The 24,232-nt window shown below is 67.2% G+C and carries 18 protein-coding genes; 12 read left to right on the top strand and 6 right to left on the bottom strand.

All coding sequences use genetic code 11. From position 1 onward, the window contains the following. Positions 1-189 precede the first annotated feature (189 nt). Entirely contained in the window at positions 190-543 is a 354-nt protein-coding gene (locus PWP93_RS19945; protein ID WP_421045647.1) for a DUF4148 domain-containing protein, read from the bottom strand. A gap of 158 nt (positions 544-701) precedes the next feature. Next, positions 702-1,400 carry a DNA-3-methyladenine glycosylase gene (locus tag PWP93_RS19940; protein ID WP_421045646.1) on the bottom strand — a complete coding sequence of 233 codons (699 nt, stop codon included), beginning with the start codon at positions 1,398-1,400 and terminating at the stop codon, positions 702-704. Positions 1,401-1,633: 233 nt separating this feature from the next. Here PWP93_RS19940 and PWP93_RS19935 point away from each other — a divergent pair, with 233 nt between their 5' ends. Further along, complete coding sequence (locus PWP93_RS19935) at positions 1,634-2,026, top strand: hypothetical protein (protein ID WP_421026547.1); 393 nt, start codon at positions 1,634-1,636, stop codon at positions 2,024-2,026. A gap of 54 nt (positions 2,027-2,080) precedes the next feature. Here the strand turns inward: PWP93_RS19935 and prpR are convergent, their stop codons facing one another. After that, complete coding sequence (prpR, locus tag PWP93_RS19930) at positions 2,081-4,192, bottom strand: propionate catabolism operon regulatory protein PrpR (protein WP_421045645.1); 2,112 nt, start codon at positions 4,190-4,192, stop codon at positions 2,081-2,083. A gap of 197 nt (positions 4,193-4,389) precedes the next feature. Between prpR and prpB the strand changes: the two genes are divergently transcribed. From prpB to prpF, 5 genes are all read left to right on the top strand, one after another. After that, complete coding sequence (gene prpB / locus PWP93_RS19925) at positions 4,390-5,280, top strand: methylisocitrate lyase (protein WP_421026545.1); 891 nt, start codon at positions 4,390-4,392, stop codon at positions 5,278-5,280. Between the two features lie 54 nt (positions 5,281-5,334). After that, the gene (gene prpC / locus PWP93_RS19920; protein ID WP_421045644.1) at positions 5,335-6,501 is read left to right on the top strand and encodes a bifunctional 2-methylcitrate synthase/citrate synthase; all 1,167 of its coding nucleotides are present in this window, start codon (positions 5,335-5,337) and stop codon (positions 6,499-6,501) included. Between the two features lie 137 nt (positions 6,502-6,638). Continuing rightward, positions 6,639-9,233, top strand: a complete 2,595-nt coding sequence (acnD, locus tag PWP93_RS19915) for a Fe/S-dependent 2-methylisocitrate dehydratase AcnD (RefSeq protein WP_421045643.1) — start codon at positions 6,639-6,641, stop codon at positions 9,231-9,233. 61 nt (positions 9,234-9,294) lie between these two features. Next, positions 9,295-9,678, top strand: a complete 384-nt coding sequence (locus PWP93_RS19910; RefSeq protein ID WP_421045642.1) for an endonuclease domain-containing protein — start codon at positions 9,295-9,297, stop codon at positions 9,676-9,678. A gap of 24 nt (positions 9,679-9,702) precedes the next feature. After that, the gene (prpF, locus tag PWP93_RS19905; RefSeq protein WP_421045641.1) at positions 9,703-10,893 is read left to right on the top strand and encodes a 2-methylaconitate cis-trans isomerase PrpF; all 1,191 of its coding nucleotides are present in this window, start codon (positions 9,703-9,705) and stop codon (positions 10,891-10,893) included. Between the two features lie 174 nt (positions 10,894-11,067). On the opposite strand, the gene PWP93_RS19900 is transcribed toward prpF, so the two are convergent. Further along, positions 11,068-11,991: a peptidoglycan DD-metalloendopeptidase family protein gene (locus tag PWP93_RS19900; protein WP_421045640.1), complete on the bottom strand. Its 924-nt coding sequence runs from the start codon at positions 11,989-11,991 to the stop codon at positions 11,068-11,070. A 660-nt stretch (positions 11,992-12,651) separates the two neighbouring features. Between PWP93_RS19900 and PWP93_RS19895 the strand changes: the two genes are divergently transcribed. Beyond that, positions 12,652-13,752, top strand: a complete 1,101-nt coding sequence (locus PWP93_RS19895) for an OpgC domain-containing protein (RefSeq protein ID WP_421045639.1) — start codon at positions 12,652-12,654, stop codon at positions 13,750-13,752. Between the two features lie 286 nt (positions 13,753-14,038). Then, entirely contained in the window at positions 14,039-14,797 is a 759-nt protein-coding gene (locus PWP93_RS19890) for an alpha/beta hydrolase (RefSeq protein ID WP_421046126.1), read from the top strand. A 49-nt stretch (positions 14,798-14,846) separates the two neighbouring features. On the opposite strand, the gene PWP93_RS19885 is transcribed toward PWP93_RS19890, so the two are convergent. Beyond that, complete coding sequence (locus PWP93_RS19885; RefSeq protein WP_421045638.1) at positions 14,847-15,914, bottom strand: AI-2E family transporter; 1,068 nt, start codon at positions 15,912-15,914, stop codon at positions 14,847-14,849. Between the two features lie 382 nt (positions 15,915-16,296). Between PWP93_RS19885 and PWP93_RS19880 the strand changes: the two genes are divergently transcribed. From PWP93_RS19880 to PWP93_RS19870, 3 genes are all read left to right on the top strand, one after another. Then, entirely contained in the window at positions 16,297-16,587 is a 291-nt protein-coding gene (locus PWP93_RS19880) for a DUF3331 domain-containing protein (protein WP_421026537.1), read from the top strand. A gap of 287 nt (positions 16,588-16,874) precedes the next feature. Then, the gene (locus PWP93_RS19875; RefSeq protein WP_421045637.1) at positions 16,875-19,385 is read left to right on the top strand and encodes an adenosylcobalamin-dependent ribonucleoside-diphosphate reductase; all 2,511 of its coding nucleotides are present in this window, start codon (positions 16,875-16,877) and stop codon (positions 19,383-19,385) included. Between the two features lie 138 nt (positions 19,386-19,523). Further along, positions 19,524-21,413, top strand: coding sequence for a putative bifunctional diguanylate cyclase/phosphodiesterase (locus PWP93_RS19870; protein ID WP_421045636.1), 1,890 nt, complete (start codon positions 19,524-19,526; stop codon positions 21,411-21,413). 16 nt (positions 21,414-21,429) lie between these two features. Here the strand turns inward: PWP93_RS19870 and PWP93_RS19865 are convergent, their stop codons facing one another. After that, positions 21,430-22,317 carry a LysR family transcriptional regulator gene (locus PWP93_RS19865; RefSeq protein ID WP_421045635.1) on the bottom strand — a complete coding sequence of 296 codons (888 nt, stop codon included), beginning with the start codon at positions 22,315-22,317 and terminating at the stop codon, positions 21,430-21,432. 150 nt (positions 22,318-22,467) lie between these two features. On the opposite strand from PWP93_RS19865, the gene PWP93_RS19860 reads away from it, so the two are divergent. Beyond that, positions 22,468-24,231: an acyl-CoA dehydrogenase family protein gene (locus PWP93_RS19860; RefSeq protein ID WP_421045634.1), complete on the top strand. Its 1,764-nt coding sequence runs from the start codon at positions 22,468-22,470 to the stop codon at positions 24,229-24,231. Position 24,232: the final 1 nt, after the last annotated feature.

The following is a 24,232-nucleotide window of genomic DNA, read 5'->3' as shown; positions in this document are numbered from 1 at the left end:
CCGTCGAAATACCCGCATGCGGCAGCCAGCAAAAAACGCCCAATCCCGAGCGGGTTGGGCGAAGCCGCCTTGCGGCGGCGGAGGTTACACGCATGAAAAAATCGGCGCTCGCTTGCAAACCGGCAAGCGAGCCGGCCAGGCGGGCGCCACCCGTCTGGCCGGCCTGCGCGCGGCGTCTGAGCGCCTGAATCAGTTACCGAAATAGGTCGACTGGGCCGGCGACGGCGCCACGCGCGGCGCGGGCTGGCCCGACTGCATCGTGCCCATCGGCGCGCCGCCGTAGCTGGTGTCGGCTACCGGCAATTGCGCCTGGGCCATGCCCTGTTGTTGCGACGCGCGCGCTTCGGCGGCCTGGATGTCTTGCGGATACATCGAGTCGTTAGCCGTCGCCGGGTTATAGCCGGCCTGCTCGATCTGGATCAGTTCCTGGCGCACTTCGGCGCGGGACTTGGGGGCGCTGCTCGAATCCTGCGCGAACGACAGCGCCGGAGCGGCAACGAGGGCGGCGACAACCGCGGCTTGAATCAGAGTACGGGTCTTCACGATCACTTACCTCCATAGCTTGTTCTGCGCCGGCCGGCAGCGCCTTGCCGCGAGCCAACGATTTCAAGTTTATTAAGACAAGAGATAAGGGCAAATACCTATTTCTCTAAAATACAATTCCGTACCGGGCAACAATGCAATATGCACATGAATCGGCTTCAAACGCCCTCCCCCAGCAGCTTGCGCGGACCGCTGACAAACGGGTTGCCCACCTCGTAAAAGCGCAGTAGCCGTTGGGTTTCGCGCGACAAGCCGATGCGCGTCGTCACGCCCGTGGCGCTCTCCAGCGCTTGCTCCGCTCCGTTTTGCATCGTCGCGTCCAGCCGCCCGATCCACAGCCCTTGCCCGCTGCAAAGATCGAAGCCGTCGAACGACTGGCCGACGCCATAAGCCTGCGTAAGCCGCCCGGGTCCGCGCGCGAGGTCGCGCAGCGGCGCGCCGCGGCGGCGGTGCGTCATCGCCGCCAGTCCTTCGAGCGGCTCCACGGCGCGAAACAGCACGCCCGCGCCCACCTCCTCGGCTTCGCTCGACATGTTGAGCATGTAGGCACTGCCGTAAGTGAGCCGGATATACGCATGCCCGCGCGCAAGGAACATCGACGCGTTCCAGGCGCGCCGCCCAATGAAGGCGTGGCTCGTCGAATCGCCGAGCGGGTAGGCTTCCACTTCGACGAGGCGGCCCGCGATGCGCCCCTCGCCGGAGTCGCGAACGAGATACTTGCCGACCATGAAGCGCGCAAGCTCGACCGTGTCGATGGGCAGGTCCTCCCGGCGCAGCGGCACGATGGGCAGCGCGACATGCGCGTCGCCGGATGGCGTGCTGGCGTTGCGGGTGAATTTGCTGGCTACGGTCGACATGGCGTGCGCCTCCGATGCGGGAATGGCCGATTGCCGTCGATCGATCCAGGGCGCGATCGCGGCCGTGCGGGAACCGGCCGAGTGTAGCGCCGCGCTCCCGGGCGCGCCCGCCCGCCTGGCTTCGATCACACCGCATCGGTGCCACGCGCGCTGCCCTGTTGCGCTACCATCGTCGCCATGGGCGCGCGCCTTGCGCGCCGCGCGATGTCGAACCCACTCCAGGAGCCGCCACGATGGACGAAGCCCGCGCAATCCAGTTCCTCTCCGAGATCCGCAAGCCGCTCCTCACGCTGCACAAGGCGATCCTCGACCACGAGCGCGCCGTATATGAACGCGAGTTCGGGCCGACGCCGCCGGCGGCCTTCCTGCAAGTGTTGATCAACGGGCCGGAGTTCCGCTGGCTGATGCCGCTCTCGACGGTGATTGCGAACGTCGACGAAACGCTCGACGCCAAGGACGCCAAGTCTGAAGACCGCGTGGGCGCCGCCGAAGGCGTGGCTGGGCTCTTCGCAGGCGAGGAATCGGTGGAGTTTTTCGAGCGCTATCAGGCGCTCCTGCAAAAGAGCCCCGAGGTGCTGCACCTGCACGGCGGGGTTGCGAAGCTGCTCAACGGCATCAAGAACTGAGCGCGCGACGAGGGCGGCGGCGCGTCCTCACACGCCCTCGCACGCCCTCCCACGTCAGGACTCGCGCGCCGCTTTGCGCCGCACACCCTCTCCATTTCCTCCGCCTGCGTGATTCGCGCCCGGTTTGGCCTTCGCGGCGTTCAGGCGCCGCCAGAGCGTCGTCTTGCTGATGCCAAGCTGCGCGCACACGCGGTCGCGGTCGCCGCCATGCGCTTCGAGCGCTGTGCGAATCTCGTCGGCTTCCACGTGCAGGCTGCGCTCGCGCAAGGTGAGCGGCTGACCGGCCGGGCCGGCTGGCATATCGACCGGAGCGGCCGTCGCATCCTGCACGGCCCGTGCATCGTGCAACGCCGCTGCGCTCGGCATGGACATTCCTCGCGCTGCGCCGCCGCGCAGCTCGAACACCTCGGGCGCGATCGAGCGCAGCACCTCGGGCGTGAGCACGTCCACGTCAGAATCGGCCAGCTCCACCACCATCCGCTCCACCACGTTCTGCAATTCGCGCACGTTGCCTGGCCACGCATGACGCGCAAGCGCGTCGCCGACGGGCGCGAGCGCGCGCGCCGCGTCGTCCTGGTTGCGGATGCGCAGCGCCACGCGCGGCTCGCGGCGCGCCGACTGCTGCAGCAACTCGGCGGCGAGCGGCACGATGTCCGCGCCGCGCTCGCGCAGCGGCGGAATCGCCAGATTCAGAATATTCAGCCGATAGAACAGATCCGCGCGGAATTCGCCCGAGTCGATCTGCTCGGTGAGCCCGCGGTGCGTGGCCGCCACCACGCGCACGTCCACGCGCGTGGGTTCGGTTGCGCCGAGGCGCACCACCTCGCGCTCCTGCAGCACCCGCAGCAGACGGCTTTGCAGCGGTAGCGGCATCTCGCCGATTTCGTCGAGAAAGAGCGTGCCGCGATGCGCGGCCTCGATCAGCCCGACCTTGCCGCCGCGCCGCGCGCCCGTGAACGCGCCTTCCTCGTAGCCGAACAACTCGCTCTCCAGCAGCGCTTCGGGAAACGCGCCGCAGTTGATCGCCACGAACGGGAAATCGCGCCGCGCACTCTCGCGGTGGATGCCTTGCGCCACCATCTCCTTGCCGGTGCCGCTTTCGCCGCGGATCAGCACGGTAGCGTCCGAGCGCGAGTAGCGCTGCGCGAGCTCGCGCACGCGCGCGATGCCCGGCGTCGCGCCGCTCAGGTCGCCGAGCCGGTAGCGCGCCACGAACTGCTGGGTGCGCTGGCGCGAGCGCAAGGTGCGGTCGAGCCGCTCCACCGCGCGCGATTCCTGGAACGTGAGCACCGCGCCCGAGGCCACGCCATTGTCGACGAGCGGCCCGCGATGCACGACATAGCTCACGCCGCGCACGGTTTCGAGCGATTCGCCGTCGGCGTCGGGCAGCGTGAAGGCGATGTCGGGCGCGAGCTCTTCGAGCGAGCGGCCCGCCGCCGCCGCCGGGTCGACGCCGAGCACGGCGGCAAGGCGCTGGTTGATCGCCTCCACGCGCCCGTTCGCGTCGAGCGCCACCACGCCGTCGCGCAGATGCTGGAGCACGCTGTCGAGGCGCTGACGCCGCTGCGTTTCGCGCCACGTGGCCTGCACGACTTCGAGCGCGTTGTCGAAGGCGAGCCGCACCGAGGAGCGCGAGTAGACGAAAAACGGCACGAGCCCGAGCCGCGCCGCAAGGTCGTTCACATGACCCGGCCCCACCACCGCGCCCACGCCCCGGTCGCGCAGGTCCAGCACGCAAGCCTCGGCGTCCTGCACGGTGCGGTAGGACGCGAACACCACATCGAGGCCGTAGGCGCTCGCGAAGCGCCGTACTTCGGCTGGCGTCTCGCCATAGGTCACGAGCGCGACGAGGTCGGCCTCGCGGCGCGCGCGCGCGAGCGCCTGCATCACGTCGAAGCCGGTGGGCTGCACTAGCACCACGGGCAAGTCGATGCGCGCCTTCAGCCAGGTGCCGTTCGAGCCCGCCGCCACGACCACGTCGGGCCGCTGATGGGGCGCGGCCGCCGCGATTTCGGCCGCGGCTTCCTCGAAGCCGCGCGGGACCACGCGCAGGTCGGCCAGCCCCTCGTATTCGCCGGCGATGTCGCGGAACAGGTCCCGCAGACGGCTGATGCCCATCGCCCAGACGCGCGGGCGAAATTCGGAAGCAGTGGGAAAGCGGTTCATGGGGCGGCGGTTCATCATCGGCTCGAAATTTCATTATCGCGCGATGATTTCAAATTTGAAATCACAATTTCAGGCAGGAAATTGGGGCGCAAGGCGGCCTCGGCGCGATCAGGCGAAAAATCAACGCATTAGCGGCGTTGGTCAGAGCTGGCACGGTATCTGCAGTATGAGCCCCGTTCCTTTGGAGACTCGCACACATGAACAGCAAATCCCCCGCAAGCGCCGGCGCGAAATTCCGCGCGGCCGTAGCCACCGAACAACCGCTGCAGGTCGTGGGCGCCATCACCGCCTATGCCGCCAAGCTCGCCGAGCAGACCGGCTTCAAGGCGGTGTACCTCTCGGGCGGCGGCGTGGCCGCCAACTCGCTCGGCGTGCCGGATCTCGGCATCAGCACGATGGACGACGTCCTGATCGACGCGCGCCGCATCACCGACGCCGTCGACATCCCGCTGATGGTCGACATCGACACCGGCTGGGGCGGCGCCTTCAACATCGCGCGCACGATCAAGTCGTTCATCAAGGCGGGCGTCGCCGCCGTGCACCTCGAAGACCAGGTGGGCCAGAAGCGCTGCGGCCATCGCCCGGGCAAGGAAGTCGTCTCGACCGACGAAATGGTGGACCGCGTAAAGGCCGCCGTGGACGCGCGCACCGACGATGGCTTCGTGATCATGGCCCGCACCGATGCAGCAGCCGCGGAAGGCATCGACGCCGCCATCGAGCGCGCGGTCGCCTACGTGGAAGCGGGCGCCGACATGATCTTCCCCGAAGCCATGAAGACGCTCGACGACTACCGCCGTTTCCGCGCGGCCGTGAAGGTGCCGATTCTCGCGAACTTGACCGAATTCGGCTCGACGCCGTTCTTCACGACCGAAGAACTGAAGAGCGCCAACGTGGACATCGCGCTCTACTGCTGCGGCGCGTACCGCGCAATGAACGCGGCGGCGCTGAACTTCTACGAGACGGTCAAGCGCGACGGCACGCAAAAGGCCGCCGTTTCGACGATGCAAACGCGCGAGGACCTCTACAAGTACCTCGGCTATCACGCGTATGAGGACAAGCTCGACGCGCTCTTCGCCGCGAAGAAGTAACGCCGCACAAGTATTCAACTATCTGCCCAGATTAGAGAGAGGAAGGACGACACCATGAGCGAAACCGACAACACCACTCAAGCCGCAGGCGCCTTCAAGCCGAAGAAGTCCGTCGCGCTGTCCGGCGTGACCGCGGGCAACACCGCGCTGTGCACCGTGGGCCGCACCGGCAACGACCTGCACTACCGCGGCTACGACATTCTCGATCTCGCCACCGCGTGCGAATTCGAAGAAGTCGCATACCTGCTCGTGCACGGCAAGCTGCCGAACACCGCCGAGCTCGCTGCCTACAAGACCAGGCTCAAGGCGCTGCGCGGTCTGCCCGCGAACGTGAAGGCGGCGCTCGAATGGGTGCCGGCTTCGGCGCACCCGATGGACGTGATGCGCACCGGCGTCTCGGTGCTCGGCACCGTGCTGCCGGAGAAGGACGACCACAACCTGCCCGGCGCGCGCGACATCGCCGACCGCCTGATGGCCTCGCTCGGCTCGATGCTGCTGTACTGGTATCACTACTCGCACAACGGCAAGCGCATCGAAGTGGAAACCGACGACGACTCGATCGGCGGCCACTTCCTGCACCTGCTGCACGGCCGCGAGCCGTCGAAGTCGTGGGTCGACGCGATGCATGTCTCGCTGAACCTGTACGCGGAGCACGAGTTCAACGCCTCGACCTTCACGGGCCGCGTGATCGCCGGCACGGGCTCGGACATGTACTCGGCCATCACCGGCGCGATCGGCGCGCTGCGCGGCCCGAAGCATGGCGGCGCCAATGAAGTCGCGTTCGAGATCCAGTCGCGCTACGACACGCCTGATCAGGCGGAAGCCGACATCCGCCGCCGCGTGGAAGCGAAGGAAGTCGTGATCGGCTTCGGCCACCCGGTCTACACGATCTCGGACCCGCGCAACAAGGTGATCAAGGAAGTCGCGAAGAAGCTCTCGAAGGAGCAGTCGAACCTGAAGCTGTTCGACATCGCCGAGCGCCTCGAATCGACGATGTGGGAAATCAAGAAGATGTTCCCGAACCTCGACTGGTTCAGCGCGGTTTCATACCACATGATGGGCGTGCCGACGGCGATGTTCACGCCGCTGTTCGTGATCTCGCGCACGGCCGGCTGGAGCGCGCACATCATCGAGCAGCGCATCGACAACAAGATCATCCGCCCGAGCGCCAATTACACGGGTCCGGAGAATCTGAAGTTCACGCCGATCGGCAAGCGCTGATCGAGGCACGCCAGCCTGCCGGACGGACTATGCCGTTTGGCAGGCTGTGAGACGGCGGCACGTGCGCGTAGAGTGAGCACATCGCTTACGGCGCGCGTGCCCGCCGCAACCCCACTACACCATTGGTCCCCACAGCCGTGAATACCGCCTACCGCAAGCCCCTACCCGGCACCCGGCTCGATTACTTCGACGCGCGCGAAGCCGTCGAGGCCATCCAGCCCGGCGCATGGAGCACGTTGCCCTACACCTCGCGCGTGCTCGCCGAAAACCTCGTGCGCCGCTGCGACCCGGCCACGCTCACCGACTCGCTCAAGCAGCTCATCGAGCGCAAGCGCGACCTCGACTTTCCGTGGTTCCCCGCGCGCGTCGTGTGCCACGACATCCTCGGCCAGACCGCGCTCGTCGATCTCGCCGGCCTGCGCGACGCCATCGCCGACCAGGGCGGCGACCCCGCCAAGGTGAACCCGGTCGTGCCGGTGCAGCTGATCGTCGACCACTCGCTCGCCGTCGAATGCGGCGGCTTCGACCCGGACGCGTTCAAGAAGAACCGCGCGATCGAAGACCGCCGTAACGAGGACCGCTTCGACTTCATCAACTGGACGAAGAAAGCGTTCAAGAACGTCGACGTGATTCCGCCGGGCAACGGCATCATGCACCAGATCAATCTGGAGAAGATGTCGCCGGTGATCCAGGCGCGCGACGGCGTGGCGTTCCCCGACACCTGCGTGGGCACGGACAGCCACACGCCGCACGTGGACGCGCTCGGCGTGATCGCCATCGGCGTGGGTGGCCTGGAAGCCGAGAACGTCATGCTCGGCCGCGCCTCGTGGATGCGCCTGCCCGACATCGTCGGCGTGGAGCTCACGGGCAAGCGCCAGCCCGGCATCACCGCCACCGACATCGTGCTCGCCCTCACCGAGTTCCTGCGCAAGGAAAAAGTCGTGGGCGCGTATCTGGAGTTCCGCGGCGCCGGCGCGTCGAGCCTCACGCTCGGCGACCGCGCGACCATCTCGAACATGGCGCCCGAGTACGGCGCCACGGCCGCGATGTTCTTCATCGACGACCAGACGCTCGACTATCTGCGCCTCACGGGCCGCGAGGAAGAGCAGGTCAAGCTGGTCGAAACGTATGCGAAGACCGGCGGCCTGTGGGCCGATACGCTGGCCAACGCGCAGTACGAGCGCACGCTGACGTTCGATCTGTCGAGCGTGGTGCGCAACATGGCCGGCCCGTCGAACCCGCACAAGCGCCTGCCCACCTCGGCACTGGCCGAGCGCGGCATCGCGGGCAAGTGGGAAGAAACGCCGGGGCAGATGCCCGACGGCGCGGTGATCATCGCCGCCATCACGAGCTGCACGAACACCAGCAACCCGCGCAACGTGATCGCCGCCGCGCTGCTCGCGCGCAACGCGAACGCGCGCGGCCTCACGCGCAAGCCGTGGGTGAAGAGCTCGCTCGCGCCGGGATCGAAGGCGGTCGAGCTGTATCTGGAAGACGCGAAGCTGCTGCCCGAACTCGAAAAGCTGGGCTTCGGCATCGTGGCGTTCGCGTGCACGACATGTAACGGCATGTCGGGCGCGCTCGATCCGAAGATCCAGCAGGAGATCATCGACCGCGACCTGTACGCAACCGCCGTGCTCTCGGGCAACCGCAACTTCGACGGCCGCATCCATCCGTATGCGAAGCAGGCGTTCCTTGCCTCGCCGCCGCTCGTGGTCGCGTATGCGATTGCCGGCACGATCCGCTTCGACATCGAGCAGGATTCGCTGGGCACGGACCAGAACGGCAAGCCGGTGTACCTGAAGGACATCTGGCCGAGCGACGAGGAAATCGACGCCATCGTCGCGCAAAGCGTGAAGCCCGAGCAGTTCCGCAAGGTGTACGAACCGATGTTCGCGGTCACGGCCGCCAGCGGCGAGACCACCGACCCGCTCTACGACTGGCGCGCGCAAAGCACGTACATCCGCCGTCCGCCGTACTGGGAAGGCGCGCTTGCGGGCGAGCGCACGTTGAAGGGCCTGCGCCCGCTCGCCGTGCTTGGCGACAACATCACGACCGACCACCTCTCGCCCTCGAACGCGATCCTGGCGAACAGCGCAGCGGGCGAATACCTCGCGAAAATGGGCCTGCCCGAAGAGGACTTCAACTCGTACGCTACGCACCGCGGCGACCACCTCACGGCGCAGCGCGCAACCTTTGCGAACCCCACGCTCATCAACGAGATGGCCGTGGTGGACGGCGCCGTGAAGAAGGGCTCGCTCGCGCGCATCGAGCCGGAAGGCAAGGTCACGCGCATGTGGGAAGCCATCGAGACCTACATGCAACGCAAACAGCCGCTCATCATCGTGGCGGGTGCGGACTACGGCCAGGGCTCGTCGCGCGACTGGGCGGCCAAGGGCGTGCGTCTTGCGGGCGTGGAAGTGATCGTGGCGGAGGGCTTCGAGCGCATTCACCGCACGAACCTGATCGGCATGGGCGTGCTGCCGCTGGAGTTCAAGGCGGGCACGAACCGCACGACGCTGGGCATCGACGGCACGGAGACGTATGACGTGATTGGCGAGCGCACGCCGCGCGCCGACCTCACGCTCGTGATCCAGCGCAAGAACGGCGAGCGCGTGGAAGTGCCGGTCACGTGCCGCCTCGACACGGCGGAGGAAGTCTCGATCTACGAAGCGGGCGGCGTACTGCAGCGCTTCGCACAAGACTTCCTGGAGTCCTCCCAGGCGGCGTAACCGGCGATAGCCCCTCTCCCCTTGGGGGAGAGGGGTTGGGGAGAGGGGAAAGGGAAACGCGATGAATCAGACCCAACGAGCCAGAGCCCTGCGCCAAACCATGACCGACGCGGAACGGCTGCACTGGCGCCACCTCCGCGCGCATCGCCTGCACGGTCAGAAATTCCGCCGCCAGCAACCCATCGGTCCGTATATCGTGGACTTCGTGCATTTCGGTGCGCGCTTGATCGTCGAAGCCGATGGCCGCCAGCACAACGGCAACGCCAACGATGCGGTGCGTGACGCGTGGTTGAAGCGCCAAGGCTTTACGGTGCTGCGTTTCTGGAACGACGAGATATTGCTGAACACCGAAGCGGTGCTGGAGGCAATTCTTGGCGCGCTCGGCAAGAACACTTCCCCCTCTCCCCCGGCCCCTCTCCCTCAAGGGAGAGGGGAGATCGCGTAACTTCATCGATACAGGATTTTTTCCATGGGACATAAACCCCAGATCCGCATTCCCGCCACCTACATTCGCGGCGGCACCAGTAAAGGCGTGTTCTTCCGCCTCCAGGATCTGCCCGAAGCCGCGCAGCAACCCGGCGAGGCGCGCGACAAGCTGCTCATGCGCGTGATCGGCAGCCCCGACCCTTACGGCAAGCAGATCGACGGCATGGGCGGCGCCACCTCAAGCACCAGCAAGACCGTGATCGTCGCTAAAAGCAGCCGGCCCGACCATGACGTCGACTATCTGTTCGGCCAGGTCGCCATCGACCGCGCCTTCGTCGACTGGAGCGGCAACTGCGGCAATCTCTCGGCCGCGGTCGGTCCGTTCGCGATCAGCGGCGGGCTTGTCGACCCGAGCCGCATTCCCGCCACTGGCACCGCCACCGTGCGCATCTGGCAGGCCAATATCGGCAAGACCATCGTCGCGCATGTACCCATCACGGACGGCGAGGTGCAGGAAACCGGCGACTTCGAGCTCGACGGCGTGACCTTCCCCGCCGCCGAAGTGCAGCTCGAGTTCCTCGACCCCGCCGCCGAAGAAGAAGGCGCGGGCGGCGCGATGTTCCCCACCGGCCAACTCGTGGACGATCTCGAAGTGCCGGGCGTCGGCACGCTCAAGGCCACCATGATCAACGCCGGCATTCCGACGATCTTCGTGAACGCCGAAGCCATCGGCTATACGGGCACGGAACTGCAGGACGCCATCAACGGCGACGCCGAAGCGCTGAAGAAGTTCGAGACCATCCGCGCGCACGGCGCGCTGCGCATGGGCCTCGTCAAGCACCTCGACGAGATCGCCACGCGCCAGCACACCCCGAAGATTGCCTTCGTGGCGAAGCCGCAGGGCTATGCGGCTTCGAGCGGCAAGCGCGTGGAAGCCGGCGACGTCGATCTGCTGGTGCGCGCGATGTCGATGGGCAAGCTCCATCACGCCATGATGGGCACGGCGGCGGTGGCGATCGGCACGGCGGCGGCCATTCCGGGCACGCTCGTGAATCTCGCGGCGGGCGGCGGCGAGCGCAAAGCGGTGCGCTTCGGCCACCCGTCGGGCACGCTGCGCGTGGGCGCCGAGGCGCACGAGGAAAACGGCGAGTGGGTGGTCAAGAAAGCCATCATGAGCCGCAGCGCGCGCGTGCTGATGGAAGGGTCGGTGCGGGTGCCGGGAGATGCGTTTTAAGAAGCGGTTTGCAGCAGCGCACGGTTTGCGCTGATTGAAAAAAACGTCCTGACGCGGCGATGCGTCAGGACGTTTTTTGCTTTACGGCAATGTGTTGGCTCTATCTGATCGAGCAAGCGAAGCTGTCCGGCAATCGGCCGCGACGCCCTTGCGCCGCGCTCCGAAACGGCGCGCTCAGCTTTGCGGAGCGGGCAGATACGGTATCGGGTCGACCGGCTTGCCGTCGCGGCGCACCTCGAACATCACCGCCACGCGGTCGTTGTTCTCGCTGCCCATCTCCGCGATCTGCTGGCCCTGGTGGACCATGTCTCCCGTCCTCACGAGCAGGCGCCGGTTGTGCGAATAAGCCGTCAGGAAGTCCTTGTTGTGCTGGACGATGATCAGGCTGCCGTACTCGTTCAGGCCCGTGCCCGCATACATGACCTTGCCGTCGGCGGCGGCAATCACCGGGTCGCCGGCCTTGCCCGCGATCTCGATGCCGCGCGTCGTGCCCGGCTCGAACGGCTCCACCACCTTGCCCTTAGCGGGCCACACCAGCGCCACGCTGCGGGCATGGCGCTTGACTTCGGCCGCGACCTGGCGGCTGTCCTCGGCGCTCGTCGTCGAGCTTGCCGCCGAATCTGCTGCCGCGCTGCTTCCCCTGCTTGCTGCGCCGCCGGACTGCGCGGGCGCGGCGGCTTGCACCGTGATCGTCTGCTTCGAGACCAGCTTGAGCGACTGGCCGATCCGCACGTGGCTGGTGGGCTTGATGCCGTTCCATGCCGCGAGGTCCTTGACCGCAACCTTGTGGCTCGCCGCGATCCCGAGCAGCGAGTCGCCGCGGCGCACACGTATCCACGTGGTCTTGGTGACCACGCGCGTGACAGGCGCGGCTGCTTGCAGCTGGCTCGCCGACGCTTTCGCGGCGGTGGCGGCCGCATCCGATGCGGCGCTCGCGGCAGCCGACTGATCGGGCTGCGGCTGCGGCTGCGGCTGCGCCGGTTGCTGGTCAACGTTTGCGCAAGCGCCCAGCAATGCCGCGAGACCGAAGCCTGCGAGACATTGCCAGAGACGGCGCGCCAGACCGTTGGCGCCCTGCCCGGAACGATCGTCGAACATGGTTGTTGCTCTCCTGTCCCATGCAAAGCCGCTCATCGCAACGGAACGCCACTCGGGCGGCCCCGAGCAGGTCTGCAGCGTCGAAACGCGCTCCCTTCCGCTCCCCGGCCAGTCGCATGCGCCGGCCCGGCCCCATCTGCGTTCAAATTGCGGGCTTTACATGACAAAATCCGCTACCGTCGCGCAAATTCCATGACAGCAGCTCCGAATCCATCTTAAAAACCGTCTGGCATTGTAAAACGCATTTCACATATATCCGGTAGGCAACAACACTCTGATACAAATCTTAAAAATACGAAGAATGTTCTCGTCCCGCGCGACTGAAATAGAGTCAGATCGAGCGCTCATCCGACATATCGGCAGGCTGAACCAGAACTTAAGTAGCCGAGTCTCCTGAAAGCCGTTTGAAACTCATGTAGTATTGCCCCCGTCAAGCGGATAACCCGAAGCATGGGAACCTTGACGCGTCAATTCAGGTCATTCCTGGGGCCTCCGTTGTGCATTCGCGGGGGCTTTTGACTTTTCGCGCCCCTCCGGCTTCGTGCGGGAGGCGGCCCGCCACTGCAGCGACCTTTTTGCATGCGCCAGCGCGGCCGTGCGCGCCCTCCCAGGCCGACCCTGGCCCCACATGGCGCGCCATAGCCGGCTGACGCCCGATCCATGTCACAGTCACCCAAACGTCTCGTCGAGCTCGACTTCTTTCGTGGCCTTGTCCTGCTGATCATCGTCGTCGATCACATCGGCGGCAGCATCCTCTCGCGCGTCACGCTGCATGCTTACGCGCTGTGCGATGCCGCCGAAGTGTTCGTGTTCCTGGGCGGCTTCGCCACGGCCACCGCGTGGGCCGCGCTATGCGCGCGCCGCACCGAGGCCGCCGCGCGCCAGCGCTTCATCAAGCGCGCGTTCGAGATCTACCGCGCCTTCGTGGTCACCGCGCTGCTCATGCTGCTCGTGACCGCGATCATGGTCGCCTGCAACGTCGACGCGCCGAACCTCGCCACCACCGATCTCGACGATCTCACGCTCGCCCCCGCCGCCGCACTGCGCGATATCGTGCTACTGCGCCGCCAGCCGTATCTCGCGGGCGTGCTGCCGATGTACGCGTGCTTCGCGCTGGCCGCGCCGCTGGCCCTGCCGCTCGCGCGCACGCGCCCGTGGCTGCTGGCCGCCATCAGCTTCGCGCTGTGGGCCATCGGCCCGTATCTCACGCCGTGGCTGCCGCACGTGGCCGACATGAGCTGGGACTTCAATCCGTTCGGCTGGCAATTGATGTTCGTGGCCGGCGTGATTGCCCAGGCGCAGCCGGTGTTCCAGAGCGTCACCGCGCAGCGCAGGCTCGGTGCTTTCGTCACCGCGCTCGCGCTCGCCGTTGTCGTGGCCGCCGCCATCTACCGCCTGCATCTGGGCGACACCACGCTCGACGGCGACTACAAGCGCAATCTCACGTGGTTTCGCGCCGTCAACTTCTTCGGCATCGCGTGGCTCACCGCGCACATGATCCGGCTCGGCTGGGCGAAGAAGCTCGCCGCCGCGCTGCCGTGGGTGGGACTCGTAGGCCGCAAGGGGATGCTGTCGTTCGTGGCCGGCGCGGTCATCTCGCTGACGGTGGACTCGGTCCTCTACTGGTACACCGACGGCTATCTGAACGTGCCGCTCGGCCTCGCCGCCGACGCCATCGCATTGACCTCGCTGCTGCTGGTTGCACGCGCATCCGATCCGCTCAAGCGCCTGCTGGCCTCGCGCGCGAGGGTGTCGGCCTGAAGAAGGGTCGGCCTGAAAAGCGTCGCCGCGCTTCCGGCGCGCACGGGCCGCTGCTAGCATGATGGGCCCGCGCGCCGCTGACGCGCCTTCCTCATCGGCCACGCCTGCCATGCGCAGACCTCCCCGCACCGCGGACTTTGCACCGTCTTTCGCACCGTCTTTCGCACGGTCTTTCGCCGCGGCGCGCATGGCGCTGCTCCGCGCGGCGCTCGTGATCCTCATGGCCTTCGCGACCTTCGCGGCGCTCGTCCCGTTCGCCGGGCGCGCCACGGCCGGCACGGTCGCCATGCACAGCTTCCACGCGACGGCGCTCGGGCGCGACTGGCCTTACGCGGTCTATCTGCCCACCGGCTATCGCACCGACGCCGCACGCTATCCGGTGCTCTACCTGCTGCACGGCAACAACGGCGACGCGATGGACTGGGTCACCCAAGGCGACCTGCAAAACACCGCCGACACGCTAATTGCGCGCCACGATATTCCACCAGTCGTGATCGTGATGCCGCAAGGCGGCACCGACTGGTATGTCGACCGCAAGGAAAAGATGGAGACGGCCTTTTTCGCCGATCTGATTCCGGAGATCGAATCGCACTTCGCCGTCGAGAACCAGCGCGACGGCCGGGCAATCGGCGGCGTCTCGATGGGCGGATTCGGCGCGCTGCGCTACACGCTCGAACACCCGGAAATGTTCTGCGGCACGCTGCTGCTCTCGCCGGCGATCTACTCGGGCGAGCCGCCGCGCTCATCGTCGGCGCGGCGCGTGGGGGTGTTCGGCGAGCATCAGTTCGACTCGCACGTCTGGCACACGCTCAATTATCCCGCGCTCTGGAGCGGCTATTTCGGGCGGCCCTGGCGCATCCCCATCTTCATCGCCTCGGGCGACGACGACCTCGTGATCCAGGCCGAGTCGTCGCTGCTCTACACGCGCTTGCGCGAGGCCGGCAATCCGGCTGCGCTGCGCATCGTCGATGGCGGCCACGTCTGGCCCGTCTGGCGCCAGTTGCTGCCCGCCGCGCTCAAGTACGCGCTCGCCTGCGTGCACTGAGCGTGCGCTGAGCGCGAGCCTCAAGAAGCCGAGGGCAAAAGCAACCGCATCACTCGGCCCAGTTCACCCACAGCACCATCAGCACCGTCATGAGCGCCGGGCCGATGAAAATGCCGATCAGCCCGAACGTGGTTGCGCCGCCGAGAATGCCGAACAGCACGAGCAGAAAGGGCAGGCGCGTCGAATTGCCGATCAGCACGGGCCGCACGAAGTGCTCGGCGACGAACACGACCACGCAGCCGCACACCGCGAGCACGATGGCGCCGATGACCGAGCCCTGCACCAGCAGCCACAGCGCCGCGCCGCAGAACACCACGGGCGCGCAGAACGGCACCATCGCCGCAATGGCGGTCACGGTGCCGAGCAGCGCCGCGTGCGGCACGCCGGTGAGCACGTAGGCAAAGCCGAGCAGCACGCCCTCGCCCAGCCCGACGACCACGAGTCCCGTCACGGTCGAGCGCACGGCCGAAGCCATGCGCTGAAGCAATTGCGCGCCGTCCGCGCCGAACGCGCGCCGCGCGCCGCGCATCACGGTGCCGGAGAGCCTCGGCCCCGCCTGAAAGATCGCGAACAGCGTGACGAGCATGAAGCCGAAGGTCATCGACGCATGCAAGGCGCGCGCACCGAAATGCCGGCCGAACGAGACGAGGGTGTCGCCATGCAGGCTCTTCATCGCGGACGAATCCTTGAGCGGCTGCGCAAGATTCGCCTGCCACCAGGCGCTCACCGTATGGCTACCGATCGGCAGCCGCGCGACGAAGTCGGGCACCGGCACGCCGTTCTCCTGGGCCGCGCGCAGCCACAGATAGAGCTCGTGGGCCTCGCCCCCCGCCTGGATCGCCGTGACCGTGATCGGCAGCACGACGAGCAGCGCGATGGCCACCGTGAGCACCGTGGCGATCCAGGTCGTGCGGCACTCGAACCAGCGGTGCCGCTCGATGGCTTGATAGGCCGGCCACAGCGCGATCGCGACCACGCTCGCCCAGGCCACGGCGGGCAAAAATTCGCGCACGACCCACAGCGCGAGCAGGACGAGCACGGCGAACAACGCGGCGGACGCGAAGCGCTGGAGTTTTTGCTCGTTTGCGGAGTTCGGAGCGGGTGGGCGTTGAATCATGTAACCTCATAAAAATTCAGCAAGACGGCGCGTGCGGTGCAGCAAATGTTTCCCGCCGCGAGCCGCCAGCATAAGCGCGGCACGCTGAAAACGCGAACGCCCAGGTGCGGCGACAGGCCGCGTTTAACCAGATGGGCGCCACCTTCCAGCGTTTGAACACTCCCTCCTCCAGGCCATAGTCATGTCGCGCCTGGTACAACACTGCGTTGCACAAATTCGGCAGGTCAAACCTTGATCGCCCGCAAACCCGCATTCCTTCGTCATTCGCAATGTGTCGCAGGGGGATTGTTTCGGTAACCGCAACGGTGTTTCTACGCGGGCACAATGGCTCTCGGCAGCGCGCAGGAATACAGTCCGGGCACACCCACTTACGGAGCCGACAATGACAAAGAACGCGTGCCTCGCGCTTGACGGAATCCACGGTGAACGCATCGAAATCCTCGAACAAACGGATTCCGCGCTCGTGATCCGCTGGGTCGAACCCGGCCGCTGCCACTACGGCGAGCAGCGCTGGCGCCGCCGCTCGGCGCACACCTCGGGAACCTGCGCCGTCACGCGCCGCAAGATCCGCCGCGGCGACGCCGTGTTCAAGCCCGCCGAACGACCGGCCCCGCTCAATGCTTCGGTGATGATCGCGGCAGAAGTATTCGGCGACCTGATCGAAGAGCGGTAAGCGCCGGCGACACCCGGCCGCCACTGCGGTAAGGTTGCACAAGATGGCGCCGGTTGCGCACGGCATGCGCAGCGGACGCCCCGTCCCGCAACCGCCGCGCGCCCATCGCATCGTTTGTTTTCGCCCACGTGTGGCGCGGCGCTCCGAGAGGCCCCGCCATGGCAGAAAACACGCCCCCGCTTCCGCTCGCTTCAAGGTCCGTTTCAAAGTCCGCCTCCAAGTCGGCCTCAACGCCCGCTCCAAAGCCCGCTTCAAAGCCGCCTGTCCAGCCCTTCTCGCTCGACGTGATGCTCGAAAAGTACGCCAAGGGCGACGAGCAGAGCGCCGACGACATCTACCGCCGCGTCGCCCACGGCGTCGCACAGGCCGAGCCGCCCGCGCTGCGTGCCGAAGTGGAGGCGCGCTTCGTCGACAACTTGCGCCACGGCGCGCTGGGCGCGGGCCGCATCATGAGCGCGGCGGGCGCCGGCATCGAGGCCACGCTGATCAACTGCTTCGTGCAGCCAGTGGGCGACAGCATCCAGGGCACCGACGACGAAGGCCGCCCCGGCATCTACGTGGCGCTCTTGCAAGCCGCCGAAACCATGCGGCGCGGCGGCGGCGTCGGCTACAACTTTTCGGCGATCCGCCCGCGCGGCGCGCACGTCAAATCGACGGGATCGAGCGCTTCCGGGCCGTGCAGCTACATCGACGTGTTCGACGCCTCCTGCCGCACCGTGGAGAGCGCGGGCTCGCGGCGCGGCGCGCAGATGGCCGTGCTCGACTGCGATCACCCCGACCTGCCCGAGTTCATCGAGGCCAAGCATTCGAAGGGCCGCTGGAACAACTTCAATGTCTCGGTGGCGGTCACGGACGCGTTCATGCGCGCCGTCGAAAACGACGAGATCTGGCCGCTCGTGCATCGCGCCGAACCCTCGCCCGCGCTGCGCGCGGCGGGCGATCTCAAGCAGCGCGAAGACGGCCTGTGGGTCTACGCCGAAAAGCGCGCCCGCGCGCTGTGGGACACCATCATGCGCTCGACCTACGACATGGCCGAGCCCGGCGTGGTGTTCATCTCGCGCATGAACGAGGACAACAATCTGCGTGCGCTCGAAAGCATCCGCGCGACCAATCCGTGCGGCGAGCAGCCCCTGCCCGCCTACGGCTGCTGCAATCTCGGCCCGCTCGACCTCACGCGCTTCGTGCGCGAGCCGTTCGCGCAACTGCGCGGCGGCCAGCCCGCCTTCGACTGGGACGAGCTCGCCGCGCGCACCGCCACCCAAGTGCGCTTTCTCGACGATGTGCTCGACGTCACGCTCTGGCCGCTGCCCGAGCAGCAGGCGGAAGCCGCAGCCAAACGGCGCATCGGCGTGGGCTTCACCGGCCTCGGCGACACGCTCGTGATGCTCGGCATCCGCTACAACTCGGAGGCCGGCTGCGCGTTCGGCGCGCGCGTGGGCCGCACCATGCGCGACGCGGCCTACCGCGCGTCGGTGGCGCTCGCGCGCGAGCGCGGGGCGTTCCCGCTGTTCGAGGCCGCCACCTATCTCGCGCCCGGCACCTTCGCCTCGCGCCTGCCCGGGGACCTGCAGGCCGAGATCCGCGCGCACGGCATCCGCAACAGCCATCTGCTCTCGATCGCGCCCACCGGCACGGTGAGCCTCGCGTTCTCCGACAACGTCTCGAACGGCATCGAGCCCGCGTTCTCGTGGACCTACCAGCGCACCCGCCGCATGGCCGACGGCAGCAACGAAACCTTCATGGTCGAGGACCACGCGTGGCGCGTCTATCGCGAGCTCGGCGGCGACGTCGACACCTTGCCCGACTATTTCGTGAGCGCGCTGCAGATGAGCGCGCAGGAACACGTGGCGATGATGGCGGCCGTGCAGCCGTTCGTGGACACGTCGATCTCGAAGACCGTAAACGTGCCCGCCGACTACCCGTTCGACGCGTTCGAAGACCTCTATCTCGACGCCTGGCGGCGCGGCCTCAAAGGCCTCGCCACCTATCGGCCCAACGAGACGCTCGGCGCGGTGCTGCAAACGCTGCCCGCCGCCGGCAACGCGCTCGACGACGCCCAGGGCGACGCCCTGCTCGACCCGCTGCGCGTGGCGATCGACCATCGGCCCAAGGGCGAGCTGCCCGCCGTGATCGAGAAAATCGAATACCTCACGCAGACCGGCAAGGTCTCGCTCTACGTGGCCGTTTCGTTCCTCGAAGTGACGGGCCAGGTGGGCGGCGAATCCGTGACGATCGAGCGGCCCATCGAATTCTTCATCCCCGTCGGCCAGCGCGACGAGTCGCAGCAATGGATCACGGCGACGATGCGTTCGCTCTCGCTCGCGGCGCGCGGCGGCTTCGTCGCGCGCAATCTGCAGGACTTGCGCAAGGTGTCGTGGGACCGCGGCCAGGTGCGCTACGGGCAGACACAGCGGCTCGACGGCACGCGCACGCCTCGGTGGCACGACTCCGAGGTCGCGGCGATCGCCTATGCGATCCAGCAAATCCTGCACCGGCGCGGCTTTCTCGATGCCGAGGGGCGCCAGGTGCCGTCGCGGCTGCTCGCCCAGCGGCGCGCCGAAGCGGCGGCGTTCTCGAACGCCTCATTGGCATCGGCGGCCATCGACGAAGCCGATGCCGCAGCCCGCGCGGGCGACCAGGTGCTGGACGGCCCCAATGCGCTGCCCGCCGATGCGGCGCTCGCCGCGCCACACGCGATGCTCGGCCGCAAATGCGGTTCGTGCGGCGCGAACGCGGTCATCCGGCGCGATGGCTGCGACTTCTGCACCGCGTGCGGGGACATCGGCAGCTGCGGTTAGGCCGGAATTCGAGCGGAGGTTGGGTAGGTTGGGGGGAGATTTGGACATTGATACTCCCCCGTTTTTGATCACCTGCGCGCGATCACCCGATCTGGTCTACTCTTTCGTTAAATCATATGAACCCATTCAGGAGACCGCGTGCTCACGTCCGCCCAGGGCGATAACGCCTGGACTATTGGCCTTGTGCAGCGCATTTACGTGCTCAGGACCCTGGGCTACGCAATGGGCACGCTACCCGTCCTGTTCCTGCTGCGCCTGCAGCAGGCGCCCGCCTGGGTCCTTGCCGTGGTGCTGGCCGTCTGCCTGCTCTGGCCGCATTTCGCTCACCGGCTCGTGGGCCCCGTTATCGCCGATGCACCGCGCAAAGAGCGACGGAACATGCTCATCGATTCGGTGTTCGGCGGCTGGCTCGTCGCCGCCGTGCATTTCGAGCCGGTTGCGACGATCGTCACCCTGTTGATGTTCTCGCTCGACAATATGGCGATCGGCGGGTGGACGCTGTTCGCCGCCGGGACGCTCGCCAGCGCGGCGGGGCTTGCAGCCGGCGTGGCGATTTTTGGCATCGCCCTTGATCCCTTCAATGGGCAGATCGCGCCGGCCTGGCTGCCCATCATCTTCATTTATCCGCTCCTCTTCGCCAAAACGACGCATGACGTCTCGGTCAAGCTGCTCGATCGCTCGCGCCGCATGCGCGAGCTGAGCGAATGCGACAGCCTGACCGGGCTCCTGAATCGCGCGGCGATCAGCGCAAGACTGCAGACGCTGCTCGCCGCCCAGGGCCGCGACGGCGCTTCGGTTCATGTGGTGTTCGTCGATCTCGATGCCTTCAAGACCGTCAACGATGCGCTCGGGCACAGCGTCGGCGACCAACTGCTCGTGGAGGTTGCCGCGCGTCTGCGCGCGTGCGCCCGGCCTGGCGACATCGTCGGCCGCTACGGCGGCGACGAGTTCATCATCGTGGCGCCCGGCGCGCGGGGCGACGCGGCGCGCTTCGATCTGCCCGATGCCGTGCTCGCGGCGATGGCCCAGCCCGTGCTCGTCGACGGACATGAACTCGTGGTGAGTGCGAGCGTGGGCGTCAGCGTGTTTCCGACCGATGCGGGCGATGCCCAGACGCTGATCCCCTGCGCCGACATGGCGATGTACGCGGCCAAGAATCGCGGCCGAAATTGCTGGGAGCGCTATCGGCCCGACATGCGCGCGGACGCCGATGCGAAGCTGATTCTTTCGGCGCGCCTCAGAAAGGCGATCGAAGCCGGCGCGCTGCGGCTCCATTACCAGCCGCAGGTGGACATGCGCAGCGGCCGCGTAGTGGGCGTGGAAGCGCTCGTGCGGTGGTACGACGAGATTTACGGCGAGATCGCCCCGGCGGACTTCGTGCCGATTGCGGAAAAGTCGGGATTCGTAGCCAGACTCGGCGAATGGGTGCTGCACGAGGCATGCCGCCAATCCGCCGTCTGGCGGCGCATGGGCATTGCGCCGGGGCGCATCTCGATCAATCTGTCGCCGCTGCAGCTGCAGCGCGCGAATATCGTCGAAACGTTTCAGGCCAGCTTGCGCGACACAGGCATCGATCCAGCCGGGCTCGAACTCGAGGTCACCGAGACCGCGCTGATCCAGCAGCCCGAGATTGTCGTGCGCCGCCTTCATGAGTTGCGCCGCGTCGGCATCAGCGTGGCGATCGACGATTTCGGCATGGGCTACTCGAGCCTGAGCCAGTTGCGCGCGCTGCCGGTCGATCGCATCAAGATCGACCGGGCGTTCGTGCACAGGATCGATGAAAACGACACCGCTGCGATCGTGAAAGCGATCGTCACGCTGGCGAAGGCGCTCGAACTATCGGTGATTGCGGAAGGCGTCGAGACGCTCGCGCAGCAGGAGTTCCTGCTGGCGCTCGGCTGCGTGGAAGCGCAAGGCTACCGTTTCAGCAAGCCGCTCGACGCGAAGCGCATCACCCAGCTGCTCGCCGATGGCGGCCCGCTGCCGCCGCCGTCGCACGCGACGCGCGACGATCAGGTGAGCGCGTAAGGCCCCCCGTCATGGGCTAGCTGCCCGGCCCCTGCACTGCCAGATACCCCGCGAAACCTTGCACGATGGCGTCGGTCTCGCCCGTGCGCACGAGCCGGAGCACCTGCGACTCATAAGGATTGCTTGCCAATGGCCGAAACACCGCGCGCTCGCCGCCCATGTTGCCGAGCGCCGCGGGCACGAGCGCGATGCCCATGCCGAACTCCACCATCGTCACCACGGTCTGCCACAGGCGCGCCTCGTGACGGATCTGCGGACTGAAGCCTGCATCCACGCAAGTCGCGATGATCTGATCGTGATAATGCGGCGACACCGAGCGCGGAAACAGAATGAACGGCTCGCGCGCGAGCGTGGCGAGTTCGATGCGCCTGCGCCGCGCGAACCGGTGCCCCGCCGGCAGGCAGCACAGAAATGGCTCGGAAAACAGCGGCTCCGATTGCACCTCGGCGGGAAAGCGCCCCCAGTGCGCGAAGCCCAGATCGATCTGCAAACGCTGCAGCGCATGGACCTGCTCGATGGTGTTCATCTCGCGCAGCACAACCTCCACGGCGGGGTGATCCGCTTCGAAGCGCCGGACCGCTTCGGGCAGCCCGCGATACAGCATCGAGTTGACGAAGCCGATGCGCAGCCGCCCCGCGAGCCCATGCGCCGAGCGCGCCGCGATGCGCCGCACTTCGTCGGCCTGTTCGAGCAGCCGCCGCGCTTCTTCGAGCAGCACGTAGCCCGCGTTCGTGAGCGCGACGGCCTTGTTGGTGCGCTCCAGCAGTTGCACGCCCAGTTGCTCTTCGAACTTGCGGATATCGAAGCTCAGCGCGGGCTGCGAGATGAAGAGCCGCCGCGCCGCGCGGCCGAAATGCAGCTCCTCGGCCACGGCCACGAAATAGCGCAATTGCTTGAGTTCCATTTCGGGGTCTCCGGGTGCCGTTATCGATAGATGCTGCTTATCGTACAGGACATCGTTTGTATTGGACCGTTATCGTTGCGCTGCCTAAGCTTGCTTTCCATTACGGCGCAGTGCGCGCGCCGATCCGAACAAACCCCTGGAGACACCCCGATGAGCGATCTTCCCGCCGTCGCCGCTCAGGCCGACGGCTCGGCCAATATTCCCGACAGCCGCGGCATCAACTTCTTCACGAGCGACCCCGGTCTGGCCCCGCTGCTGCGCAGCTATCTCGGCGATGCGGCCTACGCGGCCATCGAGCCCCAGCTCGTCGCGCTCGGCCAGCGCGCCTCCGACGAACTCGATGCGCTGGCGCTCGTCGCCGACCGCCATCCGCCCACGCTGAAGCCGCGCACGCGCCGCGGCGAGCCCATCCAGAGCATCGAGAAGCACCCCGATTACGTCGCGCTCGAACGCGTCGCGTACGCCGAACTGGGCCTCGCGGCAATGAGCCATCGCGAGAACCCGCCCGCGCCGCTCGTCAAATACGCGCTCACCTACCTGTTCGTGCAGGCCGAGTTCGGCCTGTGCTGCCCGGTGAGCATGACCGACTCGCTCACGCGCACGCTGCGCCGCTTCGGCTCGCCCGAGCTCATCGCGCGCTATCTGCCGATGCTCGCTTCGCAGGACTTCGACACGCTCTATCAGGGCGCGATGTTCATGACCGAGCAGGCCGCGGGCTCGGACGTCGCGCGCATCGCCACGCGCGCCACGAAGGAGCGCGGCGCGAATGGCGCAGACATCTGGCACCTGCACGGCGACAAGTGGTTCTGCTCGAACGCCGACGCCGATCTCGCGATGGTGCTCGCGCGCCCCGACGATGCGCCTGCGGGCATCAAGGGCCTCGCGCTGTTTCTGCTGCCGAAGACGCTGCCCGACGGCACGCGCAACCGCTATCGCATCGTGCGCCTGAAGGACAAGCTCGGCAGCCGCTCGATGGCGAGCGGCGAGATCGTGCTCGAAGGCGCGCAGGCGTATCTGATCGGCGAAGTGGGCCGTGGCTTTCATCAGATGGCGGACATGATCAACATGTCGCGCCTGTCGAACGGCGTGCGCGCGGCGGGCCTCATGCGCCGCGCGCTCACCGAGGCGCTGCACGTGGCGCGCCATCGCGAAGCGTTCGGCCGCAAGCTGATCGAGATGCCGCTGATGCAGCGCCAGTTGCTCAAGATGATGCTGCCCGCCGAGCAGGCCCGCACGATGTTCATGCAGATCGCCGCGCTGCTCGCGCGCGCCGACCATGGCGACGAGCTCGCCGCGAAGTGCGTGCGCATCCTCACGCCGCTCGTCAAGTTCCGCGCGTGCCGCGACGCGCGCCGCGTGACCGGCGACGCCATGGAAGTGCGCGGCGGCGTGGGCTATATCGAGGAATGGAGCGACCCGCGCCTCGTGCGCGACGCGCATCTGGGTTCGATCTGGGAAGGCACAAGCAACATCGTCGCGCTCGACGTGGCGCGCGCGGCCAAACGCGAAGGCGCGCTCGATGCGCTCGCGCGCTACGTGCGCGCACAGCTTGCGGAAAGCGGTCTGCCGGAAGCGAGCGCGGCGCTCCTGCGCGCCGCCTTCAAACGCGCGGGCACGGCGCTCGAGAGCGTGGCCGAGTGCGGCCGCGACGAATCGGTGCGCCAGGCCGCGAGCGCGCTCTATCACGCCGCCACGGCCGCCTTCATGGCTTGCGAAGCCGCGCAGGTTTCTTCGCGCGGCGCGCATGACTACCGGCGTCTCGCGCTCGCGCACCTGATCGTGCGCCACAAGCTGCTGCCGCGCGACCCGCTCGCGCTCGACGAACGCGACGCTAGCGCCGCGCAACTGCGCGCGCTCGTCGACGAACTCCCGCTACCGCTCGCCGATGCGATGCAGTTGCTGCCCGCACAGTGAG

The sequence above is a fragment of the Paraburkholderia sp. A1RI-2L genome, assembly GCF_048957375.1.
In the GTDB taxonomy this organism is placed as follows: domain Bacteria; phylum Pseudomonadota; class Gammaproteobacteria; order Burkholderiales; family Burkholderiaceae; genus Paraburkholderia.
The sequence above is the reverse complement of the archived record's forward strand: the minus strand, read 5'-3'. Positions and strand labels throughout refer to the sequence as shown.